At 41.8% G+C, this 17,900-nt stretch carries 14 protein-coding genes and 6 tRNA genes; 4 read left to right on the forward strand and 16 right to left on the reverse strand.

Annotated features, from left to right (window positions below; translation table 11 throughout):
- Positions 1 to 10: 10 nt before the first annotated feature.
- From hflC to tsaE, 8 genes are all read right to left on the reverse strand, one after another.
- Entirely contained in the window at positions 11 to 1,012 is a 1,002-nt protein-coding gene (hflC, locus tag CZ809_RS16530) for a protease modulator HflC (protein WP_080158665.1), read from the reverse strand.
- Positions 1,013 to 1,014: 2 nt separating this feature from the next.
- Positions 1,015 to 2,178 carry an FtsH protease activity modulator HflK gene (hflK, locus tag CZ809_RS16535; protein WP_080158666.1) on the reverse strand — a complete coding sequence of 388 codons (1,164 nt, stop codon included), beginning with the start codon at positions 2,176 to 2,178 and terminating at the stop codon, positions 1,015 to 1,017.
- A gap of 53 nt (positions 2,179 to 2,231) precedes the next feature.
- Positions 2,232 to 3,521 (reverse strand): ribosome rescue GTPase HflX, encoded by a 1,290-nt coding sequence (gene hflX / locus CZ809_RS16540; protein ID WP_080158667.1) that lies wholly within the window; start codon positions 3,519 to 3,521, stop codon positions 2,232 to 2,234.
- 28 nt (positions 3,522 to 3,549) lie between these two features.
- A complete protein-coding gene (gene hfq / locus CZ809_RS16545; RefSeq protein WP_080158668.1) occupies positions 3,550 to 3,816 on the reverse strand; it encodes an RNA chaperone Hfq in 267 nt (88 codons plus the stop codon).
- Positions 3,817 to 3,902: 86 nt separating this feature from the next.
- A complete protein-coding gene (gene miaA, locus CZ809_RS16550; RefSeq protein ID WP_080158721.1) occupies positions 3,903 to 4,838 on the reverse strand; it encodes a tRNA (adenosine(37)-N6)-dimethylallyltransferase MiaA in 936 nt (311 codons plus the stop codon).
- A gap of 21 nt (positions 4,839 to 4,859) precedes the next feature.
- Complete coding sequence (mutL, locus tag CZ809_RS16555; protein ID WP_080158669.1) at positions 4,860 to 6,992, reverse strand: DNA mismatch repair endonuclease MutL; 2,133 nt, start codon at positions 6,990 to 6,992, stop codon at positions 4,860 to 4,862.
- Between the two features lie 2 nt (positions 6,993 to 6,994).
- Positions 6,995 to 8,725: an N-acetylmuramoyl-L-alanine amidase gene (locus tag CZ809_RS16560; RefSeq protein ID WP_080158670.1), complete on the reverse strand. Its 1,731-nt coding sequence runs from the start codon at positions 8,723 to 8,725 to the stop codon at positions 6,995 to 6,997.
- A gap of 5 nt (positions 8,726 to 8,730) precedes the next feature.
- Positions 8,731 to 9,195, reverse strand: a complete 465-nt coding sequence (gene tsaE, locus CZ809_RS16565; protein ID WP_080158671.1) for a tRNA (adenosine(37)-N6)-threonylcarbamoyltransferase complex ATPase subunit type 1 TsaE — start codon at positions 9,193 to 9,195, stop codon at positions 8,731 to 8,733.
- A gap of 425 nt (positions 9,196 to 9,620) precedes the next feature.
- Between tsaE and queG the strand changes: the two genes are divergently transcribed.
- Positions 9,621 to 10,754 carry a tRNA epoxyqueuosine(34) reductase QueG gene (gene queG / locus CZ809_RS16570; protein ID WP_080158672.1) on the forward strand — a complete coding sequence of 378 codons (1,134 nt, stop codon included), beginning with the start codon at positions 9,621 to 9,623 and terminating at the stop codon, positions 10,752 to 10,754.
- Positions 10,755 to 11,581: 827 nt separating this feature from the next.
- On the opposite strand, the gene CZ809_RS16575 is transcribed toward queG, so the two are convergent.
- The 7 genes from CZ809_RS16575 to orn form a co-directional block, all read right to left on the reverse strand.
- Positions 11,582 to 11,657 (reverse strand) — tRNA-Gly (locus tag CZ809_RS16575).
- Positions 11,658 to 11,680: 23 nt separating this feature from the next.
- A tRNA-Met gene (locus tag CZ809_RS16580) sits at positions 11,681 to 11,757 on the reverse strand.
- A 162-nt stretch (positions 11,758 to 11,919) separates the two neighbouring features.
- Positions 11,920 to 11,995 (reverse strand) — tRNA-Gly (locus CZ809_RS16590).
- A gap of 23 nt (positions 11,996 to 12,018) precedes the next feature.
- Positions 12,019 to 12,095 (reverse strand) — tRNA-Met (locus CZ809_RS16595).
- Positions 12,096 to 12,166: 71 nt separating this feature from the next.
- A tRNA-Gly gene (locus CZ809_RS16600) sits at positions 12,167 to 12,242 on the reverse strand.
- 23 nt (positions 12,243 to 12,265) lie between these two features.
- A tRNA-Met gene (locus tag CZ809_RS16605) sits at positions 12,266 to 12,342 on the reverse strand.
- Positions 12,343 to 12,473: 131 nt separating this feature from the next.
- A complete protein-coding gene (orn, locus tag CZ809_RS16610; RefSeq protein WP_080158673.1) occupies positions 12,474 to 13,019 on the reverse strand; it encodes an oligoribonuclease in 546 nt (181 codons plus the stop codon).
- 72 nt (positions 13,020 to 13,091) lie between these two features.
- Here orn and rsgA point away from each other — a divergent pair, with 72 nt between their 5' ends.
- The 3 genes from rsgA (at position 13,092) to CZ809_RS16625 (ending at position 16,205) form a co-directional block, all read left to right on the forward strand.
- Positions 13,092 to 14,144: a small ribosomal subunit biogenesis GTPase RsgA gene (gene rsgA / locus CZ809_RS16615; protein ID WP_080158674.1), complete on the forward strand. Its 1,053-nt coding sequence runs from the start codon at positions 13,092 to 13,094 to the stop codon at positions 14,142 to 14,144.
- A gap of 226 nt (positions 14,145 to 14,370) precedes the next feature.
- Positions 14,371 to 15,237 (forward strand): archaetidylserine decarboxylase, encoded by an 867-nt coding sequence (gene asd / locus CZ809_RS16620; RefSeq protein ID WP_080158675.1) that lies wholly within the window; start codon positions 14,371 to 14,373, stop codon positions 15,235 to 15,237.
- A 242-nt stretch (positions 15,238 to 15,479) separates the two neighbouring features.
- Positions 15,480 to 16,205: a carbonic anhydrase gene (locus tag CZ809_RS16625; protein WP_144396202.1), complete on the forward strand. Its 726-nt coding sequence runs from the start codon at positions 15,480 to 15,482 to the stop codon at positions 16,203 to 16,205.
- A gap of 287 nt (positions 16,206 to 16,492) precedes the next feature.
- Here the strand turns inward: CZ809_RS16625 and epmA are convergent, their stop codons facing one another.
- Positions 16,493 to 17,464, reverse strand: coding sequence for an elongation factor P--(R)-beta-lysine ligase (gene epmA, locus CZ809_RS16630; protein ID WP_080158677.1), 972 nt, complete (start codon positions 17,462 to 17,464; stop codon positions 16,493 to 16,495).
- Between the last annotated feature and the right edge of the window lie 436 nt (positions 17,465 to 17,900).

A 17,900-nucleotide genomic window follows, 5' to 3' on the forward strand; every position in this document is an offset into this window, starting at 1 on the left:
GAAAGCGAGCTTACTTTGCTGATAGCTCTGAATGGTTCATGTATTTAAAGAACTCATTATTCGGATCAACAACAAGAATGTCGTTTTTCGAATTAAAGCTATTTTCATATGCCTTCAAAGAACGCCAGAAGCTGTAAAACTCAGGATCTTGATTATATGCTTTCGCATAAATCTCAGCCGCTTGTGCATCTGCGTCACCGCGTACAACTTGTGCTTTACGCTTTGCGTCAGCCAAAACTGTTGCCACTTCAAGTTCTGAACGAGCACGAAGCTCTTCAGCACGTTGACGGCCTTGAGAACGGTAGCTACGTGCCACTGACTCGCGCTCAGCACGCATACGACGATAGATAGACTCACTGATTTCATCAGGTAAGTTGATTTTCTTAATACGGAAATCAACTACTTCAATACCTAAATCTTTCGCACTTTCGCGCGTTTCTTCAAGTACATCAGCCATGATTTGATCACGTTGTCCTTCAACTTTCTTCACCGGTACCACACCTTCAATTACCGCTAGAGCAGCTTTAGCCGCTTTCGTTTGGGCAATATCAGACGGTGTCGCTGGTGTTGAAATGCTGTCTTCTCCAGATACAATTTGCTTGATCTCTTTCGCACCAATTTCGGCACGTAAGCTATCAACAACTTTACGCTTCAACAGTGATTCTGCAGTTGATGTGTTACCACCACCTGTTGCTAAGTAATATTTACCGAAATCTTTAATACGCCACTTTACGTAAGTATCAATGATAACGTCTTTTTTCTCAGCAGTTAAGAAACGGTCAGCTTGGTCGTCCATGGTTTGAATTCGTGCATCAAGATCGTGCACACGGTCAAATACAGGGACTTTAAAGTGCAAACCAGGTTCGTAAATACGTGCAATTTCGGTATTGTTATCTTTAAGAATACGACCGAAACGCACCACGATACCGCGCTCACCCTCTTTCACGACAAACATAGACATCAATAATAGTGCAATAAAAATCACAACTACTGGGATGATTAACTTACGCATAATTAATATCTCCCTTGACGGCCAGTATCAGCGCGTGGTGTTGGAGCGACTGGTGTCGGTGTTTCCACTTTTTCCAATTCAATACCACTTAATCGGCTAGAATCTGCCGGCTTTTTCGCTTGGTTATTTGATTGATTCATTAATTTCTCTAGCGGTAAATACATCACGTTATTACCACCAGACTTAGTATCAATTAACACCTTGCTGGTATTGCTGTAAACACGTTCCATCGTATCAAGATACATACGTTCACGGGTTACTTTCTTAGCCGCTTCATATTGAGGCAACAGCTTATCAAACTGTGCAACATCACCTAAAGCACCATTAATAACACGCTCAGAATAACCTTCTGCTTCATTCTTCAGACGCTCAGCACGACCGGTTGCTTTTGGCAAAATGTCGTTACTATAAGCTTCTGCTTCACGAACATAACGTTCTTCATCTTCACGTGCCGCAATAGCATCATCAAAGGCATCTTTTACAGCCTCTGGTGGACGCGCACTTTGGAAGTTAACGTCCACAACACGGATACCCATGTCATATTTTGCAATAATTTTATTGATTGCAGCTTGAGTATTCGCACGAATAGTCTGACGGCCTGTTGTTAACGCTTGATCCATGGTTGAATCACCGATAACCGCACGCAGTGCAGAATCTGTTGCTTGACGCAAACTATCATCAGCATTGGTCACACTGAATAAATACTTCTCAGCGTTATCAACACGGTATTGAACATCCATCTCAACTTTCAGTACGTTTTCGTCTTTGGTTAGCATTAAGCCAGAAGCTCGTAGCGAACGAATTGCTTGTACGTTAACTGGGATGACTTCATCAATAAAAGTCGGCTTCCAGTTCAAACCAGGCTTGACGATTTGATCAAACTTACCAAAGCGCAGCACAACACCTTGCTCTGCTTCACTTACGGTGTAAAAGCCTGAAAATCCCCATACAGCCACAGCTAAAACTGCAACAGCACCCAAACCTACAGCGCTACCGCTGCCTGTTGGTCCTTTTTTACTACCAAACACACCACCAACCTTACGACTCAGTTTTGAGAAAACTTCATCCAGATCAGGTGGTCCTTGTTCACGTCCACCATGATTTTTATTACCCCAAGGGTCTTTATCATCACGGCCGCCGTTGTTACCAGGCTCATTCCACGCCATTATAGAACTCCATCAATGTGATATGACGACAGTTTTTATTACTCAGCAATCCATTAAGCAACGATGTAGTCATCTAACGAAGTACTTTCTCTTTTTTGTAACCGCGACCATTCTGCCATCGGTAAGCGAATATCAATCATTAAACAGCCATCTGATTCATACTCTTCTTGCACAATACATCCCATCTGATAAAACTTGCTGCGTAACCGTCCAATCATTTCAGGCGGTAGACGCAAGCTGTGTTTTATCATCGTTCCTGCAAGGCGTTCTGTTAAGGCTTGGAATAACAAGTCAATGCCTTGCCCTTCCATGGCTGATACCCAAACTCGTCGAGGTAAACCCTCTTCGTCACACTCAATTCGTGGTTGTGCATTATCCAAGTTATCAATTTTATTCATAACCTGTAAAACAGGAACATCGCCGGCATCGATTTCATCAAGAACGGTATCTACCGCCTCAATGTTTTCACGAAAGCGATCATCACTGGCATCAACCACATGAAGCAATAGATCTGCTTCTTGTGTTTCTTTTAATGTTGCTTTAAACGCAGCCACTAAATCGTGGGGTAAATGACGAATAAAACCAACAGTATCTGCAAGTATCGCTGCACCGACATCTGCAACTTCAATCTTACGTAATGTTGGATCTAAGGTAGCAAACAGCTGATCGGCTGCATATACCCCAGCATCGGTAATACGATTGAATAATGTTGATTTACCCGCATTGGTATACCCAACTAATGACACCGTTGGGATTTCTGCTCTGTTTCGCGCTCGACGCCCCTGATCACGTTGTTTAGCGACTTTATCTAAACGACGCAAAATAGTTTTAATACGTTCACGTAATAAACGTCGATCGGTTTCTAACTGAGTTTCACCTGGCCCGCGAAGACCAATACCACCTTTTTGTCGCTCAAGGTGAGTCCAACCACGAATTAATCGGGTTGATAGATGACGTAATTGTGCTAATTCAACTTGCAATTTACCCTCATGGGTACGTGCTCGTTGAGCGAAGATATCGAGAATTAACCCGGTACGATCAATCACGCGACATTGACAAAGCTGCTCTAAGTTTCGTTCTTGTGCAGGTGACAATGCATGATTGAAAATAATAATATCTGCATCAACAGCGCTTACGGCATCAGCTATTTCTTGTGCTTTACCTTCACCGACATAATATTTAGGAAGTGGTGTTTTACGACTGCCCGTAACCACGTGCAGCGCATTAACACCAGCGGAAGATACTAGCATTTCAAATTCGCTAAGATCTTCCCATTCCTCATCTTGAGTGAAGTTAATATGAACAAGAATAGCCTGCTCACCAGCTTCATAACGGTCAAACAAGTAATCAGCTCCTTATTTGAAAATAATTTTACTCTTCTGTTTTTTCTGGACGATCACTTCCTGCTGGACGATCACCCGTCTGATGATGATTCACCGGACGAGCGGGTACAACAGTTGAAATAGCATGCTTATAAACCATCTGGTTGACGGTGTTTTTAAGTAGAATGACAAATTGATCAAATGATTCAATTTGGCCTTGTAGTTTGATACCGTTTACCAGGTAAATAGAGACCGGGATTCTTTCACGACGCAGCGCATTCAAAAACGGGTCTTGCAGAGATTGCCCCTTAGCCATTATTTCTTTTCCTTATTTGTTTGTAGTTGTATTAGCAACGAACAAAAACTAAAAATACGCAAAGCAGTTCAGAGTATACACGTTAATTAAACATCACATCTAACTGAGTTTGTGACGGTTTGTAACGCGCTATCAACATCACTACTATCCAACCAAGTCAAATCTTTCCAGCCACGAAGCCAAGTGATTTGACGCTTTGCCAATTGACGAGTAGCACAGATACCACGGAAGACCGCTTCATCTATGTCATGTTTCCCGTCCAAATATTCCCACATCTGTCGATAACCAACGCAGCGAATAGAAGGAAGTTCAAGGTGAAGATCACCACGGTCATACAATGCCCGTACTTCCTGCTCAAACCCTGCTTCGATCATTTTTTTGAACCGAAGCTCAATACGATGATGCAGTACAGCCCTATCCGTGGGCGTAATTGCAAACTGGTGAACCTTGTAAGGTAACGATTCACCTTGAGTTTTCGTTAACTCAGTTAGTGTTTTACCTGAAATGCGAAACACTTCCAATGCACGAGACAATCGCTGTGGATCATTAGGATGGATCCTGGCACCTGCAACAGGATCAATTTGCACTAATTCATCATGCAGAGCTTGCCACCCTCGAGTCTCAGCATCACTTTCTATACCAGCGCGCACAGCATTATCTGCCGCTGGTAATGGTGACAAACCTTCCAATAATGCCTTGTAGTACAACATAGTACCACCGACCAACAAAGGAATCCGCCCCGCAGCCACTATATCAGCCATTTCTTTTAGTGCATCCGTACGAAAGTCTGCAGCAGAATAACTTTGCGCTGGATCACGAATATCGATTAAACGGTGCGGTGCTAGTGCCAATTCATGCGCATCTGGTTTCGCAGTGCCAATATCCATTCCTTTATAAATAAGGGCTGAATCGACACTTATCAACTCAACAGGTAACTGTTCTCGTAACCGAATCGCTAGATCAGTTTTACCTGACGCTGTCGGGCCCATTAAAAAAATTGCTTGTGGTTGTGGCTTAGTCATAACTTGTGGCTTAGTCATAAATTACTTAAATGCTTCTATCGCTGCTTGCATATCAACAGGGCGAACAAGTTGTGTATTAAATGTCATTAATTGATCTCCCCATAGCTGCTCTAATTCGGTAATTAACTGAATCGCTTGTGCTAAAGTGTAGTTTGTTACTGACATATAACATTGCTTAGCGAGCCAGAATAAAAGGTTATCCCATCCTTGAGCATCAGGATCATCACTCACGGTATGAAGATAGGTTAACAAATTTGGGATTAACTGTTGTAAGTTTTGTTGCCTTAGTGGCATACAAACTGACAGAATAATAATGCTATTGCGCCCTTTGGCTTTCAGTTGGATCCCTAATTGTTTAAGTAGTTGTCCATGCAACTCTGCGCACTGCATTAACTCCGCCTCAACGGGCACCGCCAATGGAATTAATAATGGCTGAGGTTTTAAACCTTCCGTTTTTGCTAATTGCAACTGCCCAACATAACGTAAGTGCTCTGCAACCGATAATTTTAATAACATTATCTGATGGTGCTGGCTTAACAATAGAAATTGCTCATCAACAATTGCCAGCGCTTTTCCTAGTCCAACCTCGTTACCATGAGAACGCTTAGTCGGCTTTATTGCCATCGGTTGACTCGGTGCCCCCCATTCACGTCGCGGTTCAGCTATTCGAGTCGATGCTTCCGGTTCTGCACTTCGTGTCGATATTAACGGCGTAACGTCTGAATTATCCGGTGTTATCAACCGTTGATAAGCGTTAACTTCTGCCGCCGTTGGCCCTGGCTCACCATAATGACGAGAAGGGGAATGATCAGACGTACCTTGTTGGCGCTTAGCGGTGGTTGATGATGGTGATAATGTTGGACTACTCTTTTGACTATAGCTTTGTTGAGTATCTTTACTAACTGAATTTACTAATAAAGTTTTTTTAGGTGTAGAAATAGGTGTCACATTACTATCAAGATTGGTAGCCGATACTGAGGCTGTCGTCATTGATGGTTGAGTCGTCAACCAACTATCAGAGTCAGCTTTGTTGGGATAATCAGGCATCGCTGCAATGGTTTGAGATACGCGATCAATCGGAGCTGTAATCACTTCAGTATGTGCATGCGCACTGGCTCTTACTGGTGTCAGATACTGATGGACATCCTCAATATCTGCAGCTTGTTGTAATGCACTTTGCAGTGTTTGATAAATAAAATCATGTACTAAGCGTGCTTGATGGAAACGCACTTCATGTTTAGCTGGATGGACATTAACATCGACCTGATGTGGATCAACTTCAATATACAACACATAAGCGGCATATTGCTCCGAGCGTAAACTCGATTCATACGCTTGTCGAATAGCATGATTGATTAATTTATCTTTCATCATGCGGCCATTAACGTAGCAATATTGAATATCATTTTGGCTACGCGCGCCTTGCGGACTACAAACCCAACCCGATAATTTCAAATCGCCATGTGCTAATTCAACCACTAATGCATGTTGTAAAAAGGCAGGCCCACAAGCTACGGCCAAACGGCGTTCTTGTTGTAATGTATTATCCGCAATACGATACTGACGCACCAGTTTACCGTTATGACGCAATGTTATTGCAACATCAAAGCGGCTTAAAGCAATGCGTTTAATCAGTTCATCAATATGGGTGAATTCTGTTTTTTCTGTCCGTAAAAACTTACGCCGCGCTGGTGTATTAAAAAATAGATCTAACACTTCCAGTGTCGTACCAACGGGGTGAGCGGCTGGCTTTAATTGAACCTCCATATCACGACCTTCAGCATAGGCTGACCATGCTTCTGTTTGGTCTTCAGTACGGGAGGTTAAGGTGAGGCGTGAAACTGAACTGATACTCGCGAGTGCTTCACCACGAAACCCTAAGCTTACAATGGCTTCAAGATCATCAAGTGAGGCTATTTTTGACGTGGCATGGCGACTTAGGGCTAAGCCAAGTTCATCCTTAGCAATCCCTTTACCATTATCACGAATACGAATTAACCGGCTACCACCTTTTTCGATATCAATATCAATTCGAGTGGCACCGGCATCTATACTATTTTCAACAAGCTCTTTGACTACCGATGCGGGGCGTTCAACAACTTCACCCGCTGCAATCTGGTTAGCCAGCCGAGCGGGTAAAATCTGAATCGGCATAATTAACTTCTTGGAATGATTAGCGTCTGTCCTACAGCTAGTTTATCAGAACGTAGCTTATTCGCATCACGAATAGTTGCTACTGACACCCCATATTTAGCCGCAATCTTACTTAGAAACTCACCACGAGCAACACGGTGACGAACGGTTTTAGTCGCTGGTACCGCTATTTTTAACTTCTGACCTCGCATCACATTGTCAGATTTTAAATGATTAAGCTTACGAATGCTGCTCATTGTCGTACCGTAACGAGCTGCAATCTTACCTAAATACTCACCTCGACTTACTGTGTGCCAAATCACTCGTGTTGATGATGTATGTTTAACCACGGCTTTTGGTGCCGTTGTATTTCCTGTAGGGGCTGTCTTGATGCCACTGCCTGGAATCAACAACATTTGACCAATATTCACTGAATTTGATTTCAGATGATTCGCCGATCTAATGGCTGCCATCGATGAACCATATTTAGCCGCAATACCACTCAATGTTTGTCCCGATGTCACTTTATGCTTCATGCCACCGGCATTTAAACGCGAAGCAAATAAGGTACCTTCAGGTGGATGAGCCGTGAAGTATTGTAAAATACCTTTATAAACCGCATTTGCTAGTTGGTTTTGATGAGCATTTGACGTTAATTGACGTTCTTCTACTGGGTTAGTAATAAAGCCCGTCTCAACCAATAATGATGGAATATCAGGTGATTTTAATACGGCCAAACTTGCATATTGCGGTACAGTTTTATGTAAACGTGCAATATGACGTAAATTCGACAATACACGCTTAGCAACATCGTAGCCTTCTTTCTGCGAATAACTAAATTGCAGATCCAGCACCGCACGACCTAAATATTTATCTTTAGGATTACTGGACAACACATCACCACCACCCAGTAGCTCTGATTGTTTCTCACTTTGCTCTAACCAGCGACCGATCTCAGTATTAGCACGACGGGTGTTCAATACCCATACAGATGCACCACGAGGTTTAGGTGAACTAAAGCCATCGGCGTGAATAGAAACCAGTAGTAACGCTTTATTTTTACGTGCGATCTCTGAACGTTTACTTAATCCTACATAATAGTCACCACGACGAGTCATGACTGCACGCATACCCGTTGTGGCATTAATTTTTGCCGCTAATTTTCGGGCAACGGCTAAGGTCACGTTTTTTTCGTATTTATGTGTTGGACCAATAGAACCAGGATCATCACCACCATGGCCGGCATCAACCGCGACCACAATATCAGCCGTACCAGATGGCAACTTGGCTAAGTTATTTTCAGTGGCTTTTTCTTCCGCTCGTTCTTCTTTATCCGCAGCACCTGCACCAGAACCATTAGGTAAATCCATTACCAAGCGATAGCCATAGCTACCATCAGGGGTTGGTGATAATGAGAAAATTTTAGGTTTAGTGGTACGCTTAAGCTCAAACACCAACCGTGTCGTGCCTTTTTCAGGCGCATTGCTGCTACGAACCGTGGTTAAGATTTCACTCTTAGCCACTGTTATTGGCAATTTTGTTTTTAGTGAAGTCTTGTTTAAGTCAATCACTAATCGTGATGGGTTTGATAGCATAAACTGCGAATAATCCGCTTTGCTTTGCATATCTAATACAACACGTGTTTCGTCAGGAGCAGGCCATACCCGCACTCCCTTTAGTTCATTTGCAAACGCGGTAGAACTAACTAATCCCACTCCCAAAATTAGAAGATTTGCATACGTCCGTAACGCCATTCTAATTAGCCTAATTTTAAGTGGTTGATTAACGTTGAACCATAATCCGTATTCGACGTCACTAATACTGTTCTTTGTTCGCCGTGATAGCGTAATTCCAACTCAAGGTCAGCATCAGGCAGCATTCCAATTCCTTTTTCTGGCCATTCCACTAAACAAATAGCATCTTTAGTAAAATAATCACGGATCCCCATAAATTCTAATTCTTCAGGATCAGCAAGACGATATAAGTCAAAGTGATAAACCTGCCAAGGAGCAAGATCATACGGTTCAACTAACGTATAAGTCGGACTTTTCACATTACCTTGATGGCCCATAGCACGAATAAAACCACGGCTAAATGTCGTTTTACCTGCACCTAAATCACCATGAAGGTATATTGTTGTTTGTTGCGTGCAGGCTTTAGCCAATTTAAGGCCAAAATCTACCGTTGCCTGCTCATCAGCAAGAGAAGTTTCAAATGTTTGCATTATATTTTATCTTGGATTGACTAATTGACGAATAAACGGAAAAAGATCAGTAGCCAGCATACCACGCTCGCTGCTTTGCGCACATAAATCTGCTGCTTTACGATAAATCAAAACCTCGATATATCGAGAGATATAGTGCACGAGATTATGATCTGCCTCGAAAAATGACTATTTTAATTTTACCGCAATAAAGTAACAGCATTCAATTTGTGTCATCCACATATTCAGCAGTGGTGCAGCTTTATACTCTGTCATTATTATCTCAGCTATTATTCCAGCCATTGACAACAGCATGTCAGCTTGTGACTGAGCTAACCATAGCAACTACGGAGTTATCCCTATCATTATTGCTACTAATGGCTATTCTAAAATAATAATGTGCTAGAATCCGTTCCCTGATTTTTACTGGCTATAAGACTGACGCTATGAGTATCGATTATCAACAACTCGCACTGCAAATTAAAATTTGGGGGCAAGAACTTGGCTTTCAGGCAGTCGGGATTTGTGATATCGATTTAACACAGCACGAAGCACAGCTACAGCGATGGCTTGATGCTGGTTACCATGGTGATATGGAGTGGATGGCGCGCCACGGAATGATGCGAGCTCGTCCTCAGGAATTACTTCCTGGAACGGTACGTGTCATCAGTGTTCGTATGAATTACTTACCACCACAAGCTGGGTTTGCTCAAACCTTAAAACAACCAACAAAAGCCTATATTAGTCGTTATTCGCTTGGGCGTGATTATCATAAATTAATTCGAAATCGCCTCAAACAATTAGGCCAACGTATTGAAAGTGTTGTGGGTGAATTTGGCTGTCGACCATTTGTTGATTCGGCTCCAGTATTGGAACGCCCACTTGCTGAAAAATCGGGATTAGGCTGGACAGGAAAACATTCTTTAATTCTTAACGATCATTCGGGCTCATGGTTCTTCTTAGGAGAACTATTAATTGATTTGCCGTTACCGGTTGATACTCCGACAACCAATCAATGTGGAAAATGTGTGGCTTGCATGACTAGTTGCCCAACAGGTGCCATTATTGAGGCTGGCGTCGTTGATGCACGACGTTGTATATCTTATCTCACCATTGAATTTGACGGTATTATTCCAGAGCAATATCGAGCAGCAATGGGCAATAGAATTTATGGTTGTGATGACTGCCAATTAGTTTGCCCTTTTAGCCGTAACGGTGAAATAACAACAGAAACGGACTATCACTGCCGTGATGTATTATTTCAGCAAGATCTCGTCACACTCTATCAATGGAATGAAGCAACGTTCTTAAAAAATACAGAAGGCTCAGCCATTCGCCGTATTGGTCATACTCAGTGGTTACGAAATATTACGATTGCGTTAGGCAATGCGCCTTATCAAACTAACATCATCGATGCATTGAACGCTCGTCAGGGTGAGCACCCGCTCGTCGATGTCCATATTGAATGGGCTTTAGAACAACAACATCAAAAACGCCAACAAATGGTTATTGATGTTCTACCTAATGCCACTAAGCGTTTAGTACGAATTATAGAAAAAGGCTTACCTCGAGACGCATAGCATTCTAGGTACTCTGGGTATATGTGGAAAACTTTTTAAATGACGTCAAAATAGGCAGTAAAAAGAAAGATTAAACACAGGGAGTGGATAACATAATCAAGATGGTTATCCCGCAAAAGGAAGGATTAAATGAACTGTGTGCAAATTGTAGATAAATGAAAAATTAAACATAAAAAACAAAGAGTTACCCTGTTAATTATTCTTACTGAATAAAGCGTATAATTTTACAAACATCACTATTCATAAAGTTATTCACACCTACCTATCACATCTAATCAACCAACTTACCCACAGATATTCTTATGTGGATAACTCTGTTAATTTAACTGTGATCTAACGGTGCAATAAATTTAAAACACTTACTAAAATAATAACTTATCACATCTTCTGTTTTTGAAAAAACACAAGATAAACCACAATGTGTATGGCGGTAAGTACAATTTAATCAATGCTAAGAAAAGAGCGTTTGTCATATATGACAATATTGATATTACAAACATCTTTGCAAATAGCTAAGATGAAAAAAACAACCGTTAGGTTGCATAATCAATAGCAGATGATGTAATCGAAGCTGATTGCTTCTAAGTGGGCTTCGTAGATAAACTAGAAACACTTGAAGCAGTACACTGATGATATCGGTAATCGAATACCTCAGGAATACCACATTAAGACTAATACTTCACAGTAGTAGTTCATCGATAAGTCCGATGATAACTAAATTGGAGCGACACACGAGGTTCCCGATCTTCAAGGAACTAGGCGTGACCTCAACCTTGGCAATATTATGTACAACCAGCTGAGCTAATGTACATTGCAAAGATTTAAATTGGAGCGACACACGAGGTTCGAACTCGTGACCTCAACCTTGGCAAGGTTGCGCTCTACCAGCTGAGCTAGTGTCGCATCACATCTCTTAAAAAGAGAATTGGTTGCGGGGGCCGGATTTGAACCAACGACCTTCGGGTTATGAGCCCGACGAGCTACCAAGCTGCTCCACCCCGCGTCCGATTTTTTCACCATTAAAGTTTGGTGACAACTATTTTTACTCACCGCCGTAGCCATGAATATCAATTTGGAGCGACACACGAGGTTCGAACTCGTGACCTCAACCTTGGCAAGGTTGCGCTCTACCAGCTGAGCTAGTGTACATTGCAAAGATTTAAATTGGAGCGACACACGAGGTTCGAACTCGTGACCTCAACCTTGGCAAGGTTGCGCTCTACCAGCTGAGCTAGTGTCGCATCACATCTCTTAAAAAGAGAATTGGTTGCGGGGGCCGGATTTGAACCAACGACCTTCGGGTTATGAGCCCGACGAGCTACCAAGCTGCTCCACCCCGCGTCCGATTTTTTTCACCATTAAAGTTTGGTGACAACTATTTTTGTTTACCGCCTAAGCCATAAACAATAATTTGGAGCGACACACGAGGTTCGAACTCGTGACCTCAACCTTGGCAAGGTTGCGCTCTACCAGCTGAGCTAGTGTCGCATCACATCTCTTAAAAAGAGAATTGGTTGCGGGGGCCGGATTTGAACCAACGACCTTCGGGTTATGAGCCCGACGAGCTACCAAGCTGCTCCACCCCGCGTCCGATTTTCAACAAAAGGAAACAAACTCGTTATCTCCTTTCGAGGCTGCGCATTATACGACTAAAACTACGGGATGCAATAGTTCTTAAACCAAAAAACGCAGATTATTTTCTAACTGCTTATTTTCACATCAAATATTGAAAATATGCTCACGATAATAGCGTAACTCAGCAATAGAATCATGAATATCATCTAATGCTAAATGGCTACCTTGTTTAGAAAAGCCATCCAGTAGCTCAGGCTTCCATCGGCGAGTTAATTCTTTAAGTGTACTCACGTCAAGATAACGGTAATGAAAATACTGTTCAAGCTTCGGCATATGCTTATATAGGAAGCGACGATCTTGCCCAATACTATTACCACAAATAGGTGAAGCGCCTTTAGGTACCCATTGTTCTAAGAAATCGATAGTTTGAGCAACGGCTTGAGCTTCTGTAATCGTACTTTGACGAATACGCTCGACTAAACCACTATTAGTGTGTGTGTTTGTGCACCAATCATCCATTTTTTCTAATTCAGCTTCTGGCTGATAAATAGCTAAAACAGGGCCTTCTGCCAACACATTAAGCTGTGGATCTGTCACAACTGTAGCGATTTCAATGATTTTATGAGTTTCTGGATCTAATCCGGTCATTTCCAGATCTATCCAAATAAGGTTCTGATCGCTGATTGTCATTCGATATTGCCTCTTTTGTGACTAAACCATGTATGATAATACCGAAAGCCAACCAAACAGAACGATATTCTTGTGGCAAAAAAGAAAAAACTTACTCAAGGTCAGAGCCGACGCGTTCGCTCTAACCAAAATAAGCGCCTAGATCGCGCTAAAAATGAAGTCCAATGGGATGAAGCCCTGTTGGAAAATGCCCGTGAAGGGCTGGTCATTACTCGTTTTGGTCAACACGCTGATGTTGAAGATCCACAAACGGGTATTATTCACCGTTGTAACCTACGTCGTAGTATTCAGAGCCTTGTTTCTGGCGATCGCGTCGTATGGCGTCCCGGTGTTGAAGCATTGCAAGGTATTGCTGGTGTTGTAGAAGCGGTACATGAACGCAAATCAATGTTGACTCGCCCAGACTATTACGATGGTGTAAAAGCTGTAGCTGCTAACGTTGACCGTATTGTGATTGTGTCATCAATATTGCCAGAGCTATCGCTTAACATTATTGACCGCTACATTATTGCAGCAGAAACTATCGGCATTAAGCCATTAATTGTGGTCAATAAAGTTGACTTACTTACACCAGAACAACGGGTTGACGTTGAACGTAAATTAACGCAATACCAAAACATTGGTTATAGCGTACGTTTAGTCAGTACTGATACGGGTGAAGGGCTTGATGATCTTAAAGTTGATTTACAAGATCATGTCAGTATTTTTGCTGGCCAATCTGGTGTAGGTAAATCAAGTATGGTTAATGCTCTGATGCCGGAAGTTGAAGCGGATATTGGTGATGTTTCAACAAACTCAGGTTTAGGCCAACACACCACAACCGCAGCAAGGTTGTATCATTTCGCTGATGGCGGTGATTTAATTGACTCACCGGGAGTGCGCGAATTTGGTTTATGGCATTTAGAGCCTGAACAGATTACAGAGGCTTTTGTTGAATTTCGTCAATATTTAGGTGGCTGTAAATTCCGTGACTGTAAACACGGCAATGATCCCGGTTGTATCATTCGCGAAGCAGTTGAACGTGGTGATATTAGTCGCGATCGCTATAACAGTTATCATAAGATTATTGAAAGCATGTCGGAAAATGTGGCAAATCGCCAATTTTCACGCAATAAGCCAAACTGATAACCAAGATAAAGCCTAAACGAAATTTATTTTTATTTAGGCTTATTTTTTATCTGCTGCAATCCAAATTAGCACCGACAAGCCTAACTTATCCACGACCTCGGTAATGCCAGAATAACTGACATTATTAAAATAGTTCGGTATTATTGCGGGTTGACGTTATTCTTCCAAATAAGCAAAGAATAACTAACTTATTGATTAATTAATATTTACTGGAAGAATAATTGTGTTAGATAAGATTAAGATTGGCCTTCAATATAGTCTACCGAAACATGCTTTAACCCGTCTTGTGGGTAAACTGGCGGCTTTTGAAGGTGGAAAACTCACCACTACCATTATTCGTTGGTTCATCAAGCAATATAACGTCAATATGGCAGAAGCGCGTAATCCTGATCCGAGTGCCTATCCAACCTTTAACGCTTTTTTTGTGCGTGAACTCATGGAAGGGGCTCGTCCAATTAATAACGACCAGTATATCATTAGCCATCCTGCAGATGCTTGCGTGAGCCAATTAGGCCCGATTAAAGCTGGACGTTTATTCCAAGCTAAAGGCCATTATTTTGATGCTTGTGAACTACTTGGTGGTGATCGTACATTAGCGGATGAATTTATTGATGGTGAATTTGCAACACTCTACCTTTCACCAAGTGACTATCACCGTGTGCATATGCCATGTAATGGTGTATTACGCCAAATGATTTATATTCCCGGCGATCTCTTCTCTGTAAACCCACTGACCGCAGCTAACGTGCCAAATTTATTTGCGCGTAATGAACGTGTGGTGTGTGTATTTGAAACTGAATTTGGTCCATTAGCTCAAGTGCTAGTTGGAGCAACGATAGTGGGCAGTATTGAAACAGTGTGGGCGGGAACGGTAACACCACCAACGGGCCCTGAAGTTCGCCGCTGGGATTACCCAACCACGGGTGAACAAGCGATCAGTTTAAAGAAAGGTCAAGAAATGGGTCGTTTCAAACTGGGTTCTACCGTGATCAATTTATTTCCTAAAGACAGCATCCGTTTTGTAGAAAACATGCAGCCTCGTCAAGTTACGCGCATGGGACAACCTTACGCTGAATATTTAGTTAAATAATATAAAGATATTGAGATACGGAGTGAACATTACTCCGTATTCTCATTAACACCCAATACTGAACATCATTATTCCGATAAGTGCCATTATCTCATTTATATTACACCTGCAATTTAGCTCTATTCCCCCATCGTATTTTCAATATCAAATCAAAAGATTACTATGTTAACGTTAGTCCATCGTCTCACCGTTCAAGTGCTACGATTAGGTCGAGATAATTCGCATACTCAAAGGTAATCATCATGAAAAAAAATACAGTATCAGCGTTAGTACTCGCATTGGCGACTTGCTTCTCTCTTTCTGCACACGCCAATGCCGCATGGGGATATGGCGATCAACAAGGTACTGAACATTGGGTTGACAGTTACCCTGCTTGTGGTGGCGAAAACCAAAGTCCGATTGACATCCAATCACCAATTCAAGCCCAAACACAGCCATTACAAATTAGCTATGATGGCAAAATCACTAGCTTAACCAATAACGGTCACACGATAGAAGCCAATGTAAGTGGCGATAATACCTTGGTGATTGATGGTGATACGTACACGCTTAAACAGTTTCATTTTCATACCCCCTCTGAAAACTATATTGATGGCAAACAATATCCGTTAGAAGCGCATTTTGTTAACGTTGATGCCAGCGGCCATATTGCGGTTATTTCAGTGATGTTTGAAAATGGACCTCGTGCAAATAATGAATTAACCACCTTATTAAAAACCATTCCAACCAAGGGTGAAACAATTGACTTTAACGGTGATCTGACCCCTAACGCACTACTGCCACGTGAACGTCAGTATTTTCGTTATAATGGATCGTTAACGACACCGCCATGTACAGAAGGTGTTCGTTGGTATGTTATGCAAAGTCATCTCACCAGTTCTGCCGCTCAAATAGAACAGCTTAATCAAATGATGGGAGACAATAATCGTCCATTACAACCCATCAATGCGCGGATTGTGATCGACTAACAAACAACTGTAAATGATAATCAGTTGCAATAAAAACAAGGGAGCGGTATAGTTGTTTTACGGTTAAAACGCCTTGAAATCCAACTCGTCGTTTAGCTTAATCATTATTACGCCAAATCAGATCTTCGATATAAAATGCACGTTCCCTCAGTATGAAACGAGTGATTAATCATTACTAATATCAACTGGTGCATACTGGATATTTAATGACAAAAAAGCACGGTTATCATTACCGTGCTTTTTTACGTCTACATCTTTGGAATCAAGCTGTAAGATAAGAATAATATTTACGCTATTTCAATCGGGAAAGCGGTGACTTGATCAATATGATCACGCTCTAATGCCAGCATAATCACGCGATCGATACCTAATGCAACCCCAGCACAATCAGGAAATCCAGCCCGTAATGCTTCAACAAGGTGCATGTCAATCGGCTGAGGTTGTAGCCCCATGCTAATTCGTTTTTGGTTATCATCTTCAAAGCGCTGTAACTGCTCATCACCATTAGCAAGTTCATGAAAGCCATTGGCTAATTCTATGCCTTTGAAATAAACCTCAAATCGCTCAGCCACACGTGAATCTTGCGGATTTATCTGCGCCAAAGCTGCTTGCGATGCGGGAAAGTCATACACAAAAACTGGTACTTTTTTACCGATTTGAGCTTCAACACCAACGCTAAATAATAACTGTAGTAAGGTATCGCGATCTTGCTCTGGTTCTGCAATATCCGCCAACCCAAGTCGAGCAGCAACGGCTTTTAACTCAGCCATAGAACCATCAAGTGGACACACCGCTAACACGTCAATAAAGGCTTGTTGATAGGTCATTTTTTCTGCAGCGCCACAGCCTAATACTTGTTGTAACAACAAATCCATCTCAGCCATTAACTGATGATGATCAAACCCAGGTCGATACCACTCTAGCATTGTAAATTCAGGATTATGATAACGCCCAGATTCTTCATTACGAAATGACTTACAAATCTGGTAAATAGCACCACTGCCCGCTGCCAGTAAGCGCTTCATGTGAAATTCAGGACTGGTCATCAAATACAACGTTTGGCCAGCAGCATAGCCAGGGCCGACAAATTGGGTTTTAAACGCATGTAGATGTACATCCGTTACCGTCGCCTGACTCATCGCAGGTGTATCCACTTCAATAACATCACGATCGGCAAAAAACTGACGAATAGTCGCGAGTAAAACCGCTCGCTGTTTTAATTGAGAGATCTCTGCGGTAGGTTGCCAAGGCTGAGACATAGCCGTTTCTTCTTATATAAAAGGAAATAATGACCTGATTTTAACAAAGTCACGATCTTAACCAAGTATTGCTCTAATTATATTTGCTTATAACCACGAATGATTATGAATATAAATGAACGGCATTAATAAAATGTCATATTATTATCATCAAAATAGACACTGCCCCCCCTCTCGACTTTCATAGTAATAACAAATAACACACAACCACTAGCGTAATAATCGAATTAAACATCCATTCTGTGCAGCCTATGGCTTATTAAATCTTTTGCCACCAAGCATTACAACGACATCATGAAACACATTATTAATGAGCCATAAACAATTGACGCCAAAGAAAACAAACTGTTAACAATGAATAAACATGAAAATTTGTGACAATAATCACAAAGTCTGTAATCAGTTTACATTTTTTGATTATTTCGTTAAAAAGACG

Origin of the sequence: Photobacterium piscicola (genome assembly GCF_900166965.1) — a bacterium.
Classification (GTDB): Bacteria; Pseudomonadota; Gammaproteobacteria; order Enterobacterales; family Vibrionaceae; genus Photobacterium; species Photobacterium piscicola.

Bases quoted from the DNA above. Each gene is read 5' to 3' on its own strand.
- hflC (WP_080158665.1), bottom strand. From the start codon at position 1,012: ATGCGTAAGTTAATCATCCCAGTAGTTGTGATTTTTATTGCACTATTA.
- hflK (WP_080158666.1), bottom strand. From the start codon at position 2,178: ATGGCGTGGAATGAGCCTGGTAACAACGGCGGCCGTGATGATAAAGAC.
- hfq (WP_080158668.1), bottom strand. From the start codon at position 3,816: ATGGCTAAGGGGCAATCTCTGCAAGACCCGTTTTTGAATGCGCTGCGT.
- miaA (WP_080158721.1), bottom strand. From the start codon at position 4,838: ATGACTAAGCCACAACCACAAGCAATTTTTTTAATGGGCCCGACAGCG.
- mutL (WP_080158669.1), bottom strand. From the start codon at position 6,992: ATGCCGATTCAGATTTTACCCGCTCGGCTGGCTAACCAGATTGCAGCG.
- CZ809_RS16560 (WP_080158670.1), bottom strand. From the start codon at position 8,725: ATGGCGTTACGGACGTATGCAAATCTTCTAATTTTGGGAGTGGGATTA.
- tsaE (WP_080158671.1), bottom strand. From the start codon at position 9,195: ATGCAAACATTTGAAACTTCTCTTGCTGATGAGCAGGCAACGGTAGAT.
- queG (WP_080158672.1), top strand. From the start codon at position 9,621: ATGAGTATCGATTATCAACAACTCGCACTGCAAATTAAAATTTGGGGG.
- orn (WP_080158673.1), bottom strand. From the start codon at position 13,019: ATGACAATCAGCGATCAGAACCTTATTTGGATAGATCTGGAAATGACC.
- CZ809_RS16625 (WP_144396202.1), top strand. From the start codon at position 15,480: ATGAAAAAAAATACAGTATCAGCGTTAGTACTCGCATTGGCGACTTGC.
- epmA (WP_080158677.1), bottom strand. From the start codon at position 17,464: ATGTCTCAGCCTTGGCAACCTACCGCAGAGATCTCTCAATTAAAACAG.